Origin of the sequence: Pseudomonas sp. R4-34-07 (assembly GCF_003852375.1) — a bacterium.
Taxonomy (GTDB): domain Bacteria; phylum Pseudomonadota; class Gammaproteobacteria; order Pseudomonadales; family Pseudomonadaceae; genus Aquipseudomonas.
Genome location: NZ_CP027760.1, coordinates 843,918 through 862,176, shown reverse-complemented (window position 1 = coordinate 862,176; position 18,259 = coordinate 843,918). Strand labels below are relative to the sequence as shown.

Annotated in this window: 15 protein-coding genes and 1 pseudogene; 6 read left to right on the top strand and 10 right to left on the bottom strand. The window is 61.1% G+C overall.

All coding sequences use genetic code 11. The features are described from left to right. Positions 1-116 precede the first annotated feature (116 nt). Positions 117-697, top strand: a pseudogene (locus tag C4J85_RS03730) (GspH/FimT family pseudopilin). On the opposite strand, the gene ispH reads toward C4J85_RS03730, so the two are convergent. The 6 genes from ispH to murJ form a co-directional block, all read right to left on the bottom strand. Further along, entirely contained in the window at positions 651-1,598 is a 948-nt protein-coding gene (ispH, locus tag C4J85_RS03725) for a 4-hydroxy-3-methylbut-2-enyl diphosphate reductase (RefSeq protein ID WP_124409018.1), read from the bottom strand. The pseudogene C4J85_RS03730 and the gene ispH sit on opposite strands and share 47 nt — an antisense overlap. 265 nt (positions 1,599-1,863) lie before the next feature. Next, positions 1,864-2,304 (bottom strand): peptidylprolyl isomerase, encoded by a 441-nt coding sequence (locus C4J85_RS03720; protein ID WP_177412767.1) that lies wholly within the window; start codon positions 2,302-2,304, stop codon positions 1,864-1,866. 7 nt (positions 2,305-2,311) lie between these two features. Next, the gene (gene lspA / locus C4J85_RS03715) at positions 2,312-2,824 is read right to left on the bottom strand and encodes a signal peptidase II (RefSeq protein WP_124365775.1); all 513 of its coding nucleotides are present in this window, start codon (positions 2,822-2,824) and stop codon (positions 2,312-2,314) included. After that, entirely contained in the window at positions 2,817-5,648 is a 2,832-nt protein-coding gene (gene ileS, locus C4J85_RS03710; RefSeq protein ID WP_124365774.1) for an isoleucine--tRNA ligase, read from the bottom strand. The genes lspA and ileS overlap by 8 nt, the downstream gene beginning before the upstream one ends. A 14-nt stretch (positions 5,649-5,662) precedes the next feature. Further along, positions 5,663-6,601, bottom strand: a complete 939-nt coding sequence (gene ribF / locus C4J85_RS03705) for a bifunctional riboflavin kinase/FAD synthetase (RefSeq protein WP_010213269.1) — start codon at positions 6,599-6,601, stop codon at positions 5,663-5,665. A gap of 102 nt (positions 6,602-6,703) precedes the next feature. After that, on the bottom strand, positions 6,704-8,260 hold the full coding sequence (murJ, locus tag C4J85_RS03700; RefSeq protein ID WP_124409017.1) for a murein biosynthesis integral membrane protein MurJ: 1,557 nt from the start codon (positions 8,258-8,260) through the stop codon (positions 6,704-6,706). Positions 8,261-8,513: 253 nt separating this feature from the next. On the opposite strand from murJ, the gene rpsT reads away from it, so the two are divergent. Next, a complete protein-coding gene (gene rpsT / locus C4J85_RS03695) occupies positions 8,514-8,792 on the top strand; it encodes a 30S ribosomal protein S20 (protein WP_003188401.1) in 279 nt (92 codons plus the stop codon). 273 nt (positions 8,793-9,065) lie between these two features. On the opposite strand, the gene C4J85_RS03690 is transcribed toward rpsT, so the two are convergent. Further along, positions 9,066-9,551: a peptidylprolyl isomerase gene (locus C4J85_RS03690; RefSeq protein ID WP_032886172.1), complete on the bottom strand. Its 486-nt coding sequence runs from the start codon at positions 9,549-9,551 to the stop codon at positions 9,066-9,068. Between C4J85_RS03690 and C4J85_RS03685 the strand changes: the two genes are divergently transcribed. The 3 genes from C4J85_RS03685 to C4J85_RS03675 all read left to right on the top strand — a co-directional run bounded on the left by C4J85_RS03685 (position 9,550) and on the right by C4J85_RS03675 (position 12,919). Beyond that, a complete protein-coding gene (locus tag C4J85_RS03685; protein WP_164485281.1) occupies positions 9,550-9,840 on the top strand; it encodes a DUF3565 domain-containing protein in 291 nt (96 codons plus the stop codon). The two genes, C4J85_RS03690 and C4J85_RS03685, sit on opposite strands and share 2 nt — an antisense overlap. A 79-nt stretch (positions 9,841-9,919) precedes the next feature. After that, positions 9,920-12,019 carry a phosphate acetyltransferase gene (pta, locus tag C4J85_RS03680; protein ID WP_124365770.1) on the top strand — a complete coding sequence of 700 codons (2,100 nt, stop codon included), beginning with the start codon at positions 9,920-9,922 and terminating at the stop codon, positions 12,017-12,019. Then, positions 12,020-12,919, top strand: coding sequence for an acyltransferase (locus C4J85_RS03675; RefSeq protein WP_124409016.1), 900 nt, complete (start codon positions 12,020-12,022; stop codon positions 12,917-12,919). Positions 12,920-13,207: 288 nt separating this feature from the next. Here C4J85_RS03675 and cysN read toward each other — a convergent pair whose 3' ends face one another. The 3 genes from cysN to C4J85_RS03660 all read right to left on the bottom strand — a co-directional run bounded on the left by cysN (position 13,208) and on the right by C4J85_RS03660 (position 16,973). Beyond that, positions 13,208-15,106 carry a sulfate adenylyltransferase subunit CysN gene (cysN, locus tag C4J85_RS03670; RefSeq protein WP_124365768.1) on the bottom strand — a complete coding sequence of 633 codons (1,899 nt, stop codon included), beginning with the start codon at positions 15,104-15,106 and terminating at the stop codon, positions 13,208-13,210. Between the two features lie 9 nt (positions 15,107-15,115). Beyond that, positions 15,116-16,033 carry a sulfate adenylyltransferase subunit CysD gene (gene cysD, locus C4J85_RS03665; protein WP_003171640.1) on the bottom strand — a complete coding sequence of 306 codons (918 nt, stop codon included), beginning with the start codon at positions 16,031-16,033 and terminating at the stop codon, positions 15,116-15,118. A gap of 181 nt (positions 16,034-16,214) precedes the next feature. Next, positions 16,215-16,973 (bottom strand): Nif3-like dinuclear metal center hexameric protein, encoded by a 759-nt coding sequence (locus C4J85_RS03660; protein ID WP_124365767.1) that lies wholly within the window; start codon positions 16,971-16,973, stop codon positions 16,215-16,217. A gap of 101 nt (positions 16,974-17,074) precedes the next feature. Between C4J85_RS03660 and algW the strand changes: the two genes are divergently transcribed. After that, complete coding sequence (gene algW / locus C4J85_RS03655) at positions 17,075-18,235, top strand: Do family serine endopeptidase AlgW (RefSeq protein WP_124361218.1); 1,161 nt, start codon at positions 17,075-17,077, stop codon at positions 18,233-18,235. The last annotated feature ends 24 nt before the right edge of the window (positions 18,236-18,259 follow it).

Genomic DNA, 18,259 nt, shown 5'->3' with positions numbered 1-18,259 from the left:
CTACCGGAACAAAGGGAAATACATTGGACGTAAAGGCCATCATTCAGCACCAGGGACCAAGCGCTATACCTATGCCTGCCACTTGACGATCACTCGCATCCACGGAGGGAGCACACATGACACAACGAGGTTTCACCCTGATCGAATTACTGCTGGGATTGATCTTGACGGGTGTTCTGGCGCAACTGGCCATACCCAACTTCAAAGGTTTGCTGGAATCGCAGCAGCGACAAAGCGTGGCCCAGGCACTGGCCGACGGGCTGCGTTACGCGCGCACCGAGGCGATTGCACGCAATCGTGCGGTGGTGATCCATGCGCGGGATGAGGACTGGAGCCAAGGATGGCGGGTGATACTGGATATCAGTGGGCGCGGCCACCTGGACGACGAGAATCCGGTGCTACTGGAGCGACAGGACAGCGGGCAAGTACCGGTTGCCGGCAACGGCCCGGTCAGCAGCCAGGTTCGTTTCAGCGGTTTGGGGGAGCCAGTGTTTGCGGGCGGGGGATTTCGTGCCGGCACCGTGCATGTGTGCGACACACAACCGGCCCAGAGTCTGTATCAGGTCGTGCTCGCTCCCAGCGGGCGTATCAGCCTGCGCAGTGACAAGACCGAGCAGGCGCTATGCCGAAGTTAAGGCAGCCTCCAGGGTTCAGAGCAGCGAGCGAACCCGTAATTCCTTGGGCATTGAGAACGTAATGTTTTCTTCCCGGCCCGCCAATTCGTCGGCGCCGGTGGCACCCCAGGCGTGCAATCGCTGGATCACGCCGCGCACCAAAACTTCCGGGGCCGAGGCGCCTGCCGTAATGCCGATGCGCTCTACGCCGTCGAACCAGCTACGCTGCATGTCCTCGGCGCCGTCGATCAGGTACGCCGGCGTCGCCATGCGCTCAGCCAACTCACGCAAACGGTTGGAGTTGGAGCTGTTGGGGCTGCCGACCACCAGCACCACATCACACTCATCGGCCAGTTGCTTGACTGCATCCTGGCGGTTTTGCGTGGCGTAGCAGATGTCGTCCTTGCGCGGGCCGCCGATGGCCGGGAATCGCGTGCGCAGGGCGTCGATAACGCGGCTGGTATCGTCCATGGACAAGGTGGTCTGGGTGACGAAGGCCAAGCGTTCAGGGTTTTGCACCTGCAAGCTGGCAACGTCTTTTTCGTCTTCTACCAGGTAGATCGCGCCGCCATTACTGGAGTCATACTGGCCCATGGTGCCTTCGACCTCCGGATGGCCGGCGTGGCCGATCAGGATGCATTCGCGGCCATCACGGCTGTAGCGCGCCACTTCGATGTGCACCTTGGTCACCAGCGGGCACGTGGCGTCGAACACTTTCAGGCCACGGCCGGCCGCTTCGGTGCGTACGGCCTGGGACACACCATGGGCACTGAAGATAACGATGACATCATCGGGCACCTGGTCGAGCTCTTCGACGAAGATGGCTCCGCGAGCACGCAGGTCTTCGACCACGAACTTGTTGTGGACGACTTCATGCCGCACATAAATCGGCGGGCCGAAGACTTCCAGGGCGCGGTTGACGATTTCGATCGCCCGGTCCACGCCGGCGCAGAAGCCACGGGGGTTGGCGAGTTTGATTTGCATGCTGTGCCTCGTGTCTTGCAGCCACTTTGGGCCAGGTTTGTGCTGACCTAAAGGACAATGGGGATCAAAGGTGGGAGGGGGTAAGCCCTAATGCCAGTCAGTTAAGCGTACACCGCCGTCTGTAGGAGCGAGCTTGCTCGCGAAAAACTCACAGGCACCGCGTTTATTCAGGAAGCACGCGTTATCGTTGACGTTTTTCGCGAGCAAGCTCGCTCCTACAAAAAGCCTTAGCTGACTGGCATTAGGGCAAGCCCCCTCCCACATTTTAGACCAGCGCTTTGACGTTGATGATCTCGACGTCAAAGGTCAGTGTCTTGCCGGCCAACGGGTGGTTGAAGTCGATGGTCACTTGCGCGTCATCGAAGGCTTTGACCACGCCGGGCAATTCCGTATTCGCCGCATCATTGAAGATCACCAGCAGGCCTTCCGACAGGTCCATGCCTTCGAACTGCGAACGCGGGATGATCTGCACGTTTTGCGGGTTGGGCTGGCCAAAGGCATTTTCCGGCGGGATCTGCAGGTTGCGCTTATCGCCAGCCTTGAATCCGAACAGCGCCGTTTCAAAACCCGGCAACAGGTTGCCATCGCCGACCTTGAAGGTCGCCGGGGCTTTGTCGAAAGTGCTGTCGACCGTGTCGCCATTCTCCAGGCGCAATGCAAAGTGCAAAGTGACTTCCGTGTTCTGGCCGATGCGTTGCTCAGCCAATACCTGATCAGTCATTGACGGTCTCTCCGGTTTTCTTGCTCTTGAACATATCCAGCGCCAGCATGATTGCACCAACGGTGATGGCGCTGTCGGCGAAGTTGAACGCCGGGAAATAATGGCGGTTCTGCCAGTGCACCAGGATGAAGTCGATCACATGGCCCAGGGCAATGCGGTCGTACAGGTTGCCCAGCGCGCCGCCCAGCACCAGGGCGAGGGCAATGGCCAACCAGGTGTCATCACGGCCCAGACGCTTGAGCCAGACCACCAGCACCGCACTGACCACCACGGCGATCAGTGCGAACAGCCAGCGCTGCCAGCCGCCGCCATCGGCGAGGAAGCTGAAGGCCGCGCCGGTGTTGTAGGCCAGGGTCCAGCTGAAGTAATCCGGGATCACCACGATTTGCTGGAACATTTCCAGGGTGCCTTCGAAATGAGCCTTGCTGACCTGGTCGATGACCAGGACCAGCACGCTCAATACGAGCCAGCCAAGACGTCCGAAACGACTGGTTGCATCAGGCATAGTGGCGAACCTCGCCTTCACCGCTGATGTTATCCACGCAGCGACCGCAGATTTCCGGATGCTCCGGGTTCACGCCGACATCTTCACGGCAGTGCCAGCAACGGGCGCACTTAGGGAAGGCCGACTTGACCACTTTGAGCTTCAGGCCCGGCACTTCGGTCGCCACGGCGTCTGCCGGAGCCTGGGCGAATGGCGCCAGGCTGGCGGTGGAGGTGATCAACACAAAGCGCAGTTCGTTGCTCAGCTTGGCCAGGTCGGCGGTCAGGCCGTCCTCGGCAAACAGGGTGACTTCGGCTTGCAGGTTGCCACCCACAGCCTTGGCCGCGCGCTGCACTTCCAGCTCCTTGTTCACCGCAACCTTCACGGCCATCACGCCTTCCCAGTACGCGCGCCCCAGTTCGAAGTCGGCCGGCAGTTCGGTCAGGCCTTCGTACCAGGTATTGAGCATGACGGACTCGTTACGCTCGCCCGGCAGGTACTCCCACAGCTCGTCGGCGGTGAACGCCAGGATCGGTGCGATCCAGCGCACCAGCGCTTCGCTGATATGGTAGAGCGCGGTCTGCGCCGAGCGGCGCGCCTTGCTGTTGGCGCCGGTGGTGTACTGGCGGTCCTTGATGATGTCGAGGTAGAACCCACCCAGCTCCTGCACGCAGAAGTTGTGGATCTTCGAATAGACGTTCCAGAAGCGGTACTCGCCGTAATGCTCCTGCAACTCGCGTTGCAACAACAGGGTACGGTCCACGGCCCAACGGTCGAGGGCGAGCATGTCCTCGGCCGGCAGCAGGTCGGTGGCCGGGTTGAAGCCGGTCAGGTTCGACAGCAGGAAGCGCGCGGTATTACGGATGCGACGGTAGGCATCGGCGCTGCGGGCCAGGATCTGGTCCGACACGGCGATTTCGCCCGAGTAATCGGTCGACGCTACCCACAAGCGCATGATGTCGGCGCCCAGGGTGTCGTTGATCTTTTTCGGCTCGATCACGTTCTTCAGCGACTTGGACATCTTGCGACCGTTCTCGTCGACAGTGAAGCCGTGGGTCAGCAGTTCGCGGTACGGCGCATGGCCGTCGATGGCGCAGCCGGTCAGCAGCGACGAGTGGAACCAGCCACGGTGCTGGTCGGAACCTTCCAGGTACAGGTCGGCACGCGGGCCGCTGTCGTGGCCCATCGGGTGCGAGCCGCGCAGTACGTGCCAGTGAGTGGTACCAGAGTCGAACCACACGTCGAGGGTGTCGCTGATCTTGTCGTACTGCGGCGCTTCATCGCCCAGCAGCTCGGCGGCGTCCAGCTTGAACCAGGCTTCGATGCCTTCCTGTTCAATGCGCTGGGCCACTTCTTCCATCAGTTCGACGGTGCGCGGGTGCAGTTCGCCGCTTTCCTTGTTCAGGAAGAACGGGATCGGCACGCCCCAGTTACGCTGGCGGGAGATGCACCAGTCCGGACGGTTGGCGATCATCGAGTGCAGGCGCGCCTGGCCCCAGGCCGGGACGAACTGAGTGTCTTCGATGGCTTTGAGCGAGCGTATGCGCAGGGTTTCGCCGCTGGCCGGCTCTTTGTCCATGCCGATAAACCACTGCGCGGTGGCGCGGTAGATCAACGGGGTCTTGTGGCGCCAGCAGTGCATGTAGCTGTGCTTGATGGTGTCGGCCTGCATCAGCGCGCCGACTTCACGCAGCTTGTCGATGATCGGCTGGTCGGCCTTGAAGACGAACTGCCCGCCGAAGAACTCCAGCGACGGCACATACACGCCGTTGCTCTGTACCGGGTTGATGATGTCGTCGTTGACCATGCCGTACTTCTTGCAGGTCACGAAGTCGTCCACGCCATAGGCAGGCGAGCAGTGAACGATGCCCGTGCCCGAACCCAGCTCGACGTAGTCAGCCATATATACCGGCGACAGGCGGTCATAGAACGGGTGACGGAAGTTGATCAATTCCAGCGCGGAGCCAGTGGTGGTGGCGATCACCGAACCTTGCAGCTCGTAGCGCGCCAGGCACGACTCAACCATTTCTTCGGCCAGCACCAACAGGCGATCGCCAACATCGACCAGCGCGTAGGTGAACTCAGGGTGCACGTTCAGTGCCTGGTTGGCGGGGATGGTCCATGGCGTGGTGGTCCAGATCACGATGGCAGCGGGCTTGGCCAGCGATGCCAGGCCAAAGGCCTCGGCCAGCTTGGCGTCGTCGGCGATCGGGAAGGCCACGTCGATGGTCGAGGATTTCTTTTCCTCGTACTCGACTTCCGCCTCGGCCAGGGCCGAGCCGCAGTCGAAGCACCAGTTCACGGGCTTGAGGCCCTTGAACACGAAACCGCCCTTGACGATTTCGGCCAAGGCGCGGATTTCACCGGCCTCGTTCTTGAAGTTCATGGTTTTGTACGGGTTGTCCCACTCGGCCAGCACACCCAGACGGATGAACTCGGACTTCTGCCCTTCGATCTGCTCGGTGGCGTAGGCACGGCACAGTTCGCGGGTTTTATCCGCGCCCAGGTTCTTGCCGTAGGTCACTTCGACTTTGTGTTCGATCGGCAGGCCGTGGCAGTCCCAACCCGGGACATACGGTGCGTCGAAGCCCGACAGGGTTTTCGAACGCAGGATCATGTCCTTGAGAATCTTGTTCAGCGCATGACCGATGTGAATCGTGCCGTTGGCATAAGGAGGGCCGTCGTGCAGGACGAATTTCGGACGATCCTTGCCAATTTCGCGCAACTTTCCGTACAGGCCAATACTGTCCCAGCGCTGCAGGATCTGCGGTTCGCGCTGTGGCAGGCCGGCCTTCATTGGGAAGGCGGTGTCCGGAAGGTTTAGCGTGGCTTTATAGTCGGTCATTTAAGGCTCTTCGGTTAGCGATGGGCGCTAGGTGCGGCTAGTGCACGGGCGGCGGCGACATCCGCATTGATCGCCGTTTTCAACGCCTCAAGGGAGGCGAAACGCTGCTCTTCACGCAGCTTCTGGTGGAAAACCACCGTTAAACGCCGGTCGTATAAATCACCGGCAAAATCCAGAAGGTGAACTTCCAGGTGGGCCTTGCCATCACCTGCAACCGTGGGCCTGACGCCTATGTTGGCGACTCCCGGCCACGATTGGCCATCGATGTCGACGCTCACCAGGTAAACCCCGGTCAGCGGCACACGACGGCGCTTGAGTTGCACGTTGGCGGTTGGCGTGCCCAGTTGGCGCGCCAGCTTCTGGCCGTGCAATACCCGCCCGGCGATGCGGAACGGGCGACCGAGCAAACGCTCGGCCAAGGCGAAGTCGGCAGCGGCCAGGGCGTTACGCACCTGGGTACTGCTCACGCGCAGGCCGTCCAGTTCGACGGTTTGCGCGGCTTCGACGGTAAACCCCTGGTTGACGCCGGCGTGTTGCAGGAAATCGAAATCTCCGACGCGGTCGCAACCAAAACGGAAGTCGTCGCCGACTTCCAAATGCTGCACGCCCAGGCCATCGACGAGGATGCGGTCGACGAACTCGGCGGCGCTCAGGCTTTGCAAGCGCTGGTTGAAGGCCAGGCAGAGCACGCGGTCGACGCCTTCTTCAGCCAGCAGTTGCAGCTTGTCGCGCAGGCGGGCCAGACGGGCCGGCGCGGTCTCGGGAGTGAAATATTCCCGCGGCTGCGGCTCGAAAATCACCACGCAGCTGGGCACGCCCAACTCGACCGCACGCTCGCGCAGCCTGGCCAGGATAGCCTGGTGGCCACGGTGAACACCGTCAAAGTTGCCAATAGTGGCGACGCAGCCCCGATGCTCGGGGCGCAGGTTGTGGAGACCTCGAACCAGCTGCATAACGCGCTTCTTGCTCATAAAGTGGTCGATTATAACCACACCCGGCCCCGGGCGACAGGCAACACCACAGGCCAAATGGATCGATTCGATAAAACAGCCGTTTTATCGGGGCAAACTCTCTACCCCCAGGGACTTGCGATTGAAATCGCGCAGGCGGAAACCCTGCAGCAGCAACATCCCGAAGTACACCATCACACCCGCCACCACCAGCACGCCAAGGCGCATGAAGCGCTCCAGCATATGGCCCTGGTCCCAGGCCGGCATGACATGCATCAGGCCCATCAACACGGCGGACATCGCGGCGACCGCCACGAGCAGCTTGAGGGTGAACACCCCCCAGCCTGGCTGCGGCTGATACATCTGTTGTTTGCGCAGTTGATAAAACAGCAGGCCGGCATTGATGCACGCACCGGCGCTGATTGCCAACGCCAGGCCGGCATGGGCCAGCGGGCCGATAAATACCAGGTTGAGCAGTTGCGTGACGATCAGCGTGAAAATCGCGATCTTCACCGGCGTGCGGATGTTTTGCTGGGCATAGAAGCCCGGCGCCAGCACCTTGATCACGATAATGCCAAGCAAGCCGACGGAGTAAGCCACCAGCGCGTGCTGGGTCATCAACGCGTCATGGGCGTCGAACTGGCCGTATTGAAACAGCGAGACCGTCAAGGGCTCAGCCAGGATTCCCAAGGCCAAGGCGCATGGCAGCACCAGCAGGAAGCACAGACGCAGGCCCCAGTCGAGAATGCGAGAATACTCCTGGCGGTCCTTGCTTGCGTAGGTGCGCGCCAGGGTCGGCAGCAGAATTGTCCCCAATGCCACCCCGAGCACGCCGGACGGCAATTCCATCAGGCGGTCGGCGTAGTACATCCACGACACCGAGCCGGACACCAGCAGCGAAGCGAACGCCGTATTGATGATCAGGGAAATCTGACTGACCGACACCCCGAGGATCGCTGGCAACATATTGCGCATCACACGCCAGACGCCGGTGTCCTTGACGTTCAGGCGCGGCAGCACGAGCATGCCGATTTTTTTCAGATGCGGCAGTTGGTAGAGCAACTGCGCCAGGCCGCCGGCCAGGACTGCCCAGCCGAGGGCCATCACCGGTGGGTCGAAGTACGGTGTGAGGAACAGCGCGAAGATAATCATGCTGACGTTGAGCAGCGTCGGCACGAAGGCCGGCACCGAGAAACGGTTCCAGGTATTGAGGATCGCCCCGGCGAGGGATGACAGCGAGATCAGCACTATATAAGGAAAGGTCACGCGCAGCAGGTCGGTGGTCAGCGCGAACTTTTCCGGGGTGTTGGCAAAGCCCGGCGCCGTGGCCCAGATCACCCAGGGCGCGGCGAGTATGCCGACCAGGGTCACCAGCATCAGCACCAGGGTCAGCAGGCCCGAAACGTAGGCAATGAACGTGCGGGTTGCCTCCTCGCCCTGCTGAGTCTTGTATTCGGCCAGGATCGGCACAAAGGCCTGGGAGAACGCGCCTTCGGCGAAGATTCTGCGCAGCAGGTTGGGCAATTTAAAGGCAATAAAGAAGGCATCCGTGGCCATACTGGCGCCAAAAATGCGCGCCAGCAGGGTGTCACGCACAAACCCCAAAACCCGGGAGATCATCGTGATAGAGCTGACGGCAGCCAACGATTTGAGCAGATTCATTGAAAGAGTTTGCGCCTATAGATAAAGAGCAGGCGAACAAAGCGCCTACTTATGCGATACTGCGCGCCTGCAACAGCACAGAGCCAAAGCTCGCGAGTTTACAGGTCAAGCGCCGGAAATAAATCACCCGCCTCTTCAGATCGACCACTCAGCAGTTCGCATCAGCCGCCCTTGACAACCCATCAAGTCATCGGCATGATTCGCGGCCTATTTTGTTTGCTATTTCCTAAAAAGTCTTTCGAGGAGCTCGACGGTGGCCAACACACCTTCCGCCAAAAAACGTGCAAAACAGGCTGAGAAGCGTCGCAGCCACAACGCCAGCCTGCGTTCCATGGTTCGTACCTACATCAAGAATGTAGTTAAGGCCATCGACACCAAAGACGCTGAAAAAGCTCAAGCTGCTTACGTTCTGGCCGTGCCAGTTATCGACCGTATGGCCGATAAAGGCATCATCCACAAGAACAAGGCCGCTCGTCATAAGAGCCGCCTGAATGGCCACATCAAGGCTCTGAGCGTTCCTGCTGCAGCCTAAGTGGTAACAACTGCTACGCAGCCCAGGTTGCGAATCAGTTAAGAAATGCCCCGTACCGAAAGGTGCGGGGCATTTTTGTTTTCTGGAGTGCATAAATCAAAATGTGGGAGGGGGCTTGCTCCCGATGGCTGAGGGTCTGCCACCGCATCTAGTGACTGATCCACCGCTATCGGGAGCAAGCCCCCTCCCACATTTGGATCGCGGTGAACTGCGGATAAAAAAACGCCCCGAACCAGTCGGGGCGTTTTTGCTACCGCTTGATCAAAACATCGATCAATGCTGATGACCGCCTTCACCGTGGACGTGACCGTGAGCCACTTCTTCCTGGGAAGCGTCGCGGATGGCAACGATCTTCACTTGGAAGTTCAGGCGCTGGCCAGCCAGCGGGTGGTTACCGTCAACGGTCACGTCGTCACCGTCCAGGTCGCGGATGGTCACGATCTGCATTTGGCCGTCCGGGGCGGAAGCGTGGAACTGCATGCCCACTTCCAGCTCATCGACACCTTCGAACATGCTGCGGCTCAAGGTGCTGACCAGTTCGGCGGAGTATTCGCCGTAGGCATCCTCAGGTTCTACGGCAACGGTCAGTTCGTCACCAACTGCCTTGCCTTCCAGAGCCTTTTCCAGGCCTGGGATGATATTACCCGCGCCTTGCAGGTAGACCAGCGGCGCGCCGCCGGCGGAGCTGTCGATGACCTCACCAGCGTCGTTGGTCAGGGTATAGTCGATGGAGACAGCCTTGTTAGCGGCGATCGTCATGGGGCGAGACCTTTTGCATAAGAATGAAGAACGGACAAGTCTAAACAAGGATTTGCCCGAAAGCGAACAGAACCCGGACAGACGGGGCCGACCAACGGTCTCGACGATCAGCGGATTCCACCAGGACGACGACCTGCACTGGGTCGTCGAGCTGTCCTGCGGCCACACCCAGCATCTGCGCCACCAGCCGCCATGGCAGTCGCGCGCCTGGGTGCTCGACCCCGCGCAGCGCCTTGAAAAAATCGGCCAGCCCTTTGCGTGCGGCTGGTGTGCGCAACACCCCGAATAACGATAACCTTGGCGCCTGATTCGCGGTAGGCACTCACGCATAGAGTGCCACCCCAGCCATGCACCTCCAGAGAATTCGCATGCAGACTTTTTTTATCGCGCCCACCGATTTTGGTGTGGGTCTGACCTCCATCAGCCTTGGGCTGGTGCGTACCCTGGAACGGGCCGGGCTGAAAGTCGGTTTCTTCAAACCGATTGCCCAGCCACATCCTGGCGATACCGGCCCCGAGCGTTCTACCGAACTGGTGGCGCGCACCCACGGCCTGAAGCCGCCGCAACCCCTGGGCCTGGCCCATGTTGAGCGCATGCTCGGCGACGGCCAGCTCGACGAGTTGCTCGAAGAAATCATCACGCTGTACCAGCAAGCCGCGGTGGGCAAGGACGTGCTGATCGTCGAAGGCATGGTGCCGACCCGCAGCGCCAGCTATGCGGCACGGGTCAACCTGCACCTGGCCAAAAGCCTGGATGCTGAAGTGATCCTGGTCTCGGCCCCGGAAAATGAAGTGCTCACCGAACTGTCCGGCCGCGTGGAACTGCAGGCCCAATTGTTCGGTGGCCCGAAAGACCCGAAAGTGCTGGGCGTAATCCTCAACAAGGTGCGCACCGACGAAAGCATGGAGGCCTTCTCGGCGCGCCTCAAGGAGCACTCGCCGTTATTGCGCAGCGGTGATTTCCGCCTGCTCGGCTGCATTCCCTACCAGCCCGAACTCAACGCGCCGCGTACCCGCGACGTGGCCGACCTGATGGGCGCGCAGATCCTCAATGCCGGCGACTATGAAACCCGGCGCATGACCAAGATCATCATCTGCGCGCGCACCATGCGCAACACCGTGGAGCTGCTCAAGCCCGGCGTGCTGGTGGTGACGCCGGGCGATCGCGACGACATCATCCTCGCCGTCAGCCTGGCCGCGATCAACGGCGTACCGCTGGCCGGCCTGTTGCTGACCAGCGACACCCTGCCCGACCCGCGCATCATGGATTTGTGCCGTGGCGCGTTCCAGGCCGGGTTGCCGGTACTGTCGGTGAGCACCGGTTCCTACGACACCGCCAACCAGCTCAACAGCCTCAACAAGGAAATCCCCATCGATGACCGCGAGCGCGCGGAGATCATCACCGACTTCGTCGCCAGCCACCTCGATGCGCGCTGGCTGCACCAGCGCTGCGGCACCCCACGGGAGATGCGCCTGTCACCGGCGGTCTTTCGCTACCAGTTGATCCAGCGCGCCCAGGCCGCCAACAAGCGCATCGTGCTGCCCGAAGGCAGCGAGCCGCTGACCGTGCAGGCCGCCGCGATCTGCCAGGCCCGCGGCATCGCCCGCTGTGTACTGCTGGCCAAGCCGGCGGACGTGGAAGCGGTGGCGCGGGCCCAGGGTATCGAACTGCCGGAAGGCCTGGAGATACTTGACCCGGACCTGATCCGCCAGCGCTACGTCGAACCGATGGTTGCACTGCGCAAGAGCAAGAGCCTGAACGCGCCAATGGCCGAGCAGCAATTGGAAGACACCGTGGTGATCGCCACCATGATGCTCGCCCTCGACGAGGTGGACGGCCTGGTGTCCGGGGTGATCCACTCCACCGCCAACACCATCCGCCCGGCCCTGCAGCTGATCAAGACGGCGCCGGGCTGCACCTTGGTATCGTCGGTGTTCTTCATGCTGTTCCCCGAGCAGGTGCTGGTGTATGGCGACTGCGTGATGAACCCGCACCCAAGCGCTGCGGAGCTGGCGGAAATCGCTCTGCAGAGCGCCGACTCGGCGGCGGCATTCGGCATTGTCCCGCGCGTGGCAATGATCAGCTATTCCAGCGGCGAGTCGGCCAGCGGTGAGGAAGTGGAAAAAGTCCGCGAAGCCACCCTGCTCGCCCACGAACAACAGAGCTCGTTGCTGATCGACGGCCCGCTGCAATACGACGCCGCCGCCAATGAAAGCGTGGCCCGGCAACTGGCGCCCAACAGCCAGGTCGCCGGCAAGGCTACGGTGTTCGTGTTTCCCGACCTGAATACCGGCAACACCACCTACAAAGCCGTGCAACGCAGCGCCGATTGCGTAAGCCTGGGGCCGATGCTCCAGGGCCTGCGCAAACCGGTCAACGACCTGCCGCGCGGCGCCCAGGTGGACGACATCGTGTACACCATCGCCCTGACCGCGATCCAAGCCGCCAACCGACCTATGGATATCTAAATGCTGGATTTTCTACCTGCCGCCGTACGCGGAGTAATCGCGTCCCTGCTGTTGGCGCTGAACACAATCCTGCTGTGCTCGTTCCTGTTTATCGTGGCGCTGTTCAAGGCCCTGCCGTTCGCCAAGCGCATGAGCGAAGGCTTGATGAACCACACGCACGAAGCCTGGGTCAGCAACAACAAGGGCTGGATGAACCTGGTACGGCGCACCCGCTGGCACTTGAGCGGCCTTGAAGGCCTGGACTATCAACACTCGTACCTGGTCACCAGCAACCACCAGAGCTGGGTGGACATCATGGTGCTGCAATACGTGCTCAATCGACGCATTCGCCCGCTGAAGTTCTTCCTCAAGCAGGAGCTGATCTGGGTGCCGGTGATTGGTTTGGCGTGGTGGGCGCTGGGCTTTCCGTTCATGAAGCGCTATAGCAAGGCGTACTTGGAAAAACACCCGGAAAAGAAAGGCAAGGACCTGGAAACCACCCGCAAGACCTGTGCGAAGTTTCGCAACAACCCGGTAGGGATTTTCAACTTTGCCGAAGGCACACGGTTTACACCGGGCAAGCATGCACAGCAGAAATCACCGTTTCGCTACTTGCTCAAACCCAAGGCCGGAGGGATTGCGTTCGTGCTGGATGCCATGGGTGAGCAGTTGAAGTCGCTGGTCAACGTGACCATTCACTACCCTGGCGGCCGTCCGGGCTATTGGGATTTGCTGTGCGGGAATGTGAAGGATGTGGTGGTGCAGTTTGAAGAGGTGCAGATTCCGGTCGAGTTTATCGGCAAGAATTATGAGCAGGACGGGGAATATCGGTTGGCGTTCCAGGGCTGGATCAACCGGTTGTGGGAAGAGAAGGATGTGTTGCTGGACAAGCTTCACACCGACTTCCCGGACAAGAGATGATCAAAATGTGGGAGGGGGCTTGCCCCCGATAGCGGTGGATCAGTGACAGATGTACTGACTGACACACCGCCATCGGGGGCAAGCCCTAATGCCAGTCAGTTAAGGCGACACCGAACCTGTGGCGAGGGAGCTTGCTCCCGCTGGACTGCGCAGCAGTCCCATTGTTTGGGGCCGCTTCGCGCCCCAGCGGGAGCAAGCTCCCTCGCCACAAGTTAGTTCTCGCTCCTGCTACTTCTTAACTGAGTGGCATTAGGGCAAGCCCCCTCCCACATTTGATTGCGGCGCGGTTTAGATCGCGCCACGCTGACGCAACAACTCCAGCACTTGCTTGACGCTGTCTTCCAGCGACAAAGTCTGGGTGTCGATCACCAAGTCGGCATTCAACGGCACGTCATACGGGAAGGATTCACCGGGGATGTTATCCCCGCCCGCCGCGTACAGCCCTTGGGGATCACGCTCGGCACACACCTGCGGCGACGCCTGCACGTACACGGTCAGCAAACGATCGCTGCCGATCAGCACCTTGGCCTGTTCGCGGCCTTCGGCATCCGGGGCGACGAACGCGGCCAGGGTCAGCAGGCCGGCTTCGTTGAACTGACGCGCCACGTGAGCGGCACGGCGCCAGTTCTCGGTACGCCCGGCGCGGTCCTGCGGCAGACCTTTGTTGAGGTCGTGACGCAAGTTCTGGCCGTCCAGCACAAACACCGCACGCCCCATGTCGAACAGCCTGCGCTCGACCGCATACGCCAAGGTGCTTTTGCCCGCGCCGGACAGGCCGCTGAACAGCACGGTGGCCGGTTGCTGGCCGAAACGCAGGGCGCGTTCCTCGGTGGCTACATGGGCCAACTTGCCATGCTGCGCCGCGCTGCCATGGGTGACTGGCGGGGCGATGATCATGCCCGCCGCGACGGTGCCATTGGTCAAGCGGTCGATGACGATAAACGCGCCAGTGGTGCGGTTGCTGTCGTAACCGTCCAACGCAATAGCCGCGTCAAGGCTGACCTTGACCCGGCCAATCTCGTTCAACTGCAGCGAACTCGCCGGGCCTTCGGCCAGGGTGTTCACGTCCACGCGGTGCACAATGCTGGTGATGGAGCCCGGCACATAGCTGGTGGCGCGCTTGATGTCGTACTTCTTGCCCGGCAGCATCGGTTCTTCGGCCATCCACACCAGCATGGCGTCGAAGGCGTCTGTCACTTGCGGCACGTTGTCGGCATGCACCAGCAGGTCGCCACGGGAGATGTCGATCTCGTCTTCCATGGTCAGGGTCACGGCCTGGCCCGGGCCCGCCTGTTCCAGCTCGCCCTCGAAGGTGACGATGGATTTGACGCGGCTGCTCTTGCCCGACGGCAGCACCACGACGTCGTCGCCCTTGTGCACGATGCCGCTGGCCAGGGTGCCGGCGAAACCACGGAAGTTCAGGTTCGGCCGGTTGACGTACTGCACCGGAAAACGCAGGTCGGTGTAGTTGCGGTCGTTGGCGATCTCGACGGTCTCGAGAATCTCCATCAGCGACTGCCCGGTGTACCACGGCGAACGCTCGCTCTTGTTCACCACGTTGTCGCCCTTGAGCGCCGACATCGGCACGAAGGCCAGGGTGCTCGGCTTGAACGCGATACCGTCGGCAAACTTCAGGTAATCGGCCTTGATCGACTCGAATACGCTCTGGTCAAAGCCGTTGATGTCCATCTTGTTGACGGCCACCACGATGTGTTTGATGCCCAGCAACGAGGCGATGAAGCTGTGGCGGCGGGTCTGGGTCTGCACGCCGTAGCGCGCGTCGATCAGGATAATCGCCAGGTCACAGGTGGACGCACCGGTGGCCATGTTGCGGGTGTACTGCTCATGGCCTGGGGTATCGGCAATGATGAATTTACGCTTGGCGGTGGAGAAGTAGCGGTAGGCGACATCGATGGTGATGCCCTGCTCACGCTCGGCCTGCAGGCCGTCAACGAGCAACGCCAGGTCGATGTCGTCACCGGTGGTGCCGGACTTCTTCGAATCGCGGGTGATAGCTTCCAAGTGATCTTCGTAGATCATCTTGGAGTCGTGCAGCAGTCGCCCGATCAGGGTGCTCTTGCCGTCATCGACGTTGCCGCAGGTCAGGAAGCGCAACATTTCCTTGCGCTCGTGCTGGCCCAGGTAGGCGAGGATGTCCTCGCTGATCAAATCAGATACGTGCGACATGACAACCCCTTAGAAATAACCCTGACGTTTTTTATCTTCCATGGAGCCGGCGCCATCATGGTCGATGACCCGGCCCTGGCGCTCGGAAGTTCGCGTCAGGAGCATTTCCTGAATGATGTCCGTCAGCGTTTCGGCTTCGGACTCCACCGCGCCCGTCAACGGGTAGCAGCCAAGGGTGCGGAAACGGACTTTCTTTTTGACGATACGGGCTTTGTCTTCGTCGGACAGGTGCTCGAGGATGCGGTCGTCGTCGATCATGATCAACGTGCCGTTCTTCTCGATCACGTCGCGCTCGGCGGCGAAGTACAGCGGCACGATCGGGATGCCTTCCAGGTAGATGTACTGCCAGATGTCCAGCTCGGTCCAGTTGGACAGCGGGAATACGCGGATCGATTCGCCCTTGTTGACGTTGCCGTTGTAGACGTTCCACAGCTCCGGGCGCTGGTTTTTCGGGTCCCAGCGGTGCTTGCTGTCGCGGAATGAGTACACGCGCTCTTTGGCGCGGGATTTCTCTTCATCGCGACGGGCGCCGCCGAAGGCTGCGTCGAAACCATGCTTGTCCAGGGCCTGCTTGAGGCCTTCGGTCTTCATGATGTCGGTGTGCTTGGCGCTACCGTGGGTAAACGGGTTGATGTTCTGCGCCACGCCATCGGGGTTGATGTGGGTGATCAGGTCCAGGCCCAGTTCCTCGACCATCTTGTCGCGGAACTTGTACATTTCCTGGAATTTCCAGCGGGTGTCGACGTGCATTACCGGAAACGGCAATTTGCCCGGGAAGAAGGCCTTGCGGGCCAGATGCAGCATCACGGCGGAGTCTTTACCGATCGAGTAGAGCATCACCGGGTTATCGAACTCGGCGGCGACCTCGCGGATAATGTGGATGCTTTCCGCCTCCAGCTGTTTCAGATGCGTCAGTTTGTCGACCATGGCTACTCACGGAAAAACGATCGTGTGGACGGCCAGCGGGCCGTGTTCGAGCGGGGCATGCTAGCACAGCACCTGCTTCTATTCAGGGCGCCAACTAGATCGAAACGGTATATGAATATACCGCCAAGTTTGGCCTGAAACTCGGTCAAGCCCCCTCCCACATTTGCCTCGGCTGTGTGACTCAGATCGGATTCGGGCAATCGATGAAGATATGCTCCAAGGCAAAGCGTCGTGCCAGGTAATCCCCCAACGCCTGCACGCCATAGCGCTCGGTGGCGTGATGGCCGGCGGCGATGAAACTGATGTCGTTTTCCCGCGCGCTGTGGAAGGTCTGCTCCGAGGCTTCGCCGCTCAGGTACAGGTCGACACCGGCAGCCACTGCCTGGTCGATATACCCCTGGCCGCCCCCGGTGCACCAGCCGACGCGGCGGATCATTTCACTGCCTTCGATCAGCAGCGGCTCTCGGCCCATCACGTCCTGCACGCGGCGGGCAAAGTCGCGCGGCGACAGCGGCTCGGCGAGCGAGCCGACCAGGCCGACGACTTTTGGGTTGCCTGGGTCGAGCGGGCCTTCGACGGTAATGTCCAGTTGCTTGGCAAGCTGCACGTTATTGCCTACGTCAGGGTGCAGATCCAGGGGCAGGTGGTAAGCCAGCAGGCTGATGTCATGCTTGAGCAAGGTTTTCAGGCGACGTTGCTTCATGCCGGTGATGCAGGGGTTTTCGCCCTTCCAGAAATACCCGTGGTGCACCAGGATCAGGTCGGCCCGGGCTTCGACGGCGGCGTCCAGCAGGGCTTGGCTGGCGGTGACGCCGCTGACGATGCGCATCACCTGCGGCCGGCCCTCCACTTGCAGGCCGTTGGGGCAATAATCGGCGATTTTCAAGCTGCCAAGGTAGCGGTCCGCTTCCTCGACGAGGGTGGTAAGGGGGACGGCCATAAAAGACTCCTAAATATCCCGTTCGCTGGCGTCGCAGCCTCGTATAATGCGCGTCATTATGGGCGCTCCCGCGCCCCCTGCAACCTGTCAGGACTTACTTGATGCTCAAGGCGCTGCGTTTTTTTGGATGGCCATTGCTGGCTGGCGTGCTGATCGCGATGCTGATCATTCAGCGTTATCCACAGTGGGTTGGCCTTCCCAGCCTTGATGTGAACCTGCAACAGGCCCCGCAAACCAGCACCGTGGTGCAAGGCCCGGTGACCTATGCGGACGCCGTGACCATCGCCGCCCCTGCCGTGGTCAACCTGTATACCACCAAGGTCATCAACAAGCCGGCGCATCCGTTGTTCGAAGACCCGCAGTTCCGCCGCTACTTCGGTGACAACGGGCCCAAGCAACGCCGCATGGAATCGAGCCTCGGTTCCGGGGTGATCATGAGCCCCGAAGGCTACATCCTCACCAACAATCACGTGACCACCGGCGCCGACCAGATCGTGGTAGCCCTGCGTGACGGCCGCGAGACCCTGGCCCGCGTGGTGGGCAGCGATCCGGAAACCGATCTTGCGGTACTGAAAATCGACCTGACGAACCTGCCCTCGATCACCCTCGGCCGCTCCGATGGCCTGCGCGTAGGCGACGTGGCGCTGGCCATCGGCAACCCGTTCGGCGTTGGCCAGACGGTAACCATGGGCATCATCAGCGCCACCGGGCGCAACCAGTTGGGCCTTAACAGCTACGAAGACTTCATCCAGACCGACGCGGCGATCAACCCCGGCAACTCCGGCGGCGCGCTGGTGGATGCCAATGGCAACCTCACGGGTATCAACACGGCGATTTTCTCCAAGTCCGGCGGCTCCCAGGGTATCGGTTTTGCGATCCCGGTGAAGCTGGCGATGGAGGTGATGAAGTCGATCATCGAGCACGGCCAAGTGATTCGTGGCTGGCTGGGCATTGAAGTGCAACCCTTGACCAAGGAACTGGCCGAGTCGTTCGGCCTGACCGGGCGCCCTGGCATCGTAGTCGCGGGGATCTTCCGCGACGGCCCGGCGCAGAAAGCCGGCCTGCAATTGGGCGATGTGATCCTCAGCATCGACGGCGCTCCAGCTGGCGACGGCCGCAAGTCGATGAACCAGGTGGCACGAATCAAGCCGACCGACAAGGTGGCGATCCAGGTGATGCGCAACGGCAAAGAGATCAAGCTGTCGGCGGAAATCGGCCTGCGCCCACCGCCAGCCACGGCGCCGGTAAAAGAAGAGGAATAAGCGGCATTGCCCAGGTGCCTGCTT

What these genes read in the sequence shown, in the direction of transcription:
- ispH (WP_124409018.1), bottom strand. Translation starts at nt 1,598, where the DNA reads ATGCAAATCAAACTCGCCAACCCCCGTGGCTTCTGCGCCGGCGTGGAC.
- lspA (WP_124365775.1), bottom strand. Translation starts at nt 2,824, where the DNA reads ATGCCTGATGCAACCAGTCGTTTCGGACGTCTTGGCTGGCTCGTATTG.
- ileS (WP_124365774.1), bottom strand. Translation starts at nt 5,648, where the DNA reads ATGACCGACTATAAAGCCACGCTAAACCTTCCGGACACCGCCTTCCCA.
- ribF (WP_010213269.1), bottom strand. Translation starts at nt 6,601, where the DNA reads ATGCAGCTGGTTCGAGGTCTCCACAACCTGCGCCCCGAGCATCGGGGC.
- murJ (WP_124409017.1), bottom strand. Translation starts at nt 8,260, where the DNA reads ATGAATCTGCTCAAATCGTTGGCTGCCGTCAGCTCTATCACGATGATC.
- C4J85_RS03685 (WP_164485281.1), top strand. Translation starts at nt 9,550, where the DNA reads ATGGGGCGAGACCTTTTGCATAAGAATGAAGAACGGACAAGTCTAAAC.
- C4J85_RS03690 (WP_032886172.1), bottom strand. Translation starts at nt 9,551, where the DNA reads ATGACGATCGCCGCTAACAAGGCTGTCTCCATCGACTATACCCTGACC.
- pta (WP_124365770.1), top strand. Translation starts at nt 9,920, where the DNA reads ATGCAGACTTTTTTTATCGCGCCCACCGATTTTGGTGTGGGTCTGACC.
- C4J85_RS03675 (WP_124409016.1), top strand. Translation starts at nt 12,020, where the DNA reads ATGCTGGATTTTCTACCTGCCGCCGTACGCGGAGTAATCGCGTCCCTG.
- cysN (WP_124365768.1), bottom strand. Translation starts at nt 15,106, where the DNA reads ATGTCGCACGTATCTGATTTGATCAGCGAGGACATCCTCGCCTACCTG.
- cysD (WP_003171640.1), bottom strand. Translation starts at nt 16,033, where the DNA reads ATGGTCGACAAACTGACGCATCTGAAACAGCTGGAGGCGGAAAGCATC.
- C4J85_RS03660 (WP_124365767.1), bottom strand. Translation starts at nt 16,973, where the DNA reads ATGGCCGTCCCCCTTACCACCCTCGTCGAGGAAGCGGACCGCTACCTT.
- algW (WP_124361218.1), top strand. Translation starts at nt 17,075, where the DNA reads ATGCTCAAGGCGCTGCGTTTTTTTGGATGGCCATTGCTGGCTGGCGTG.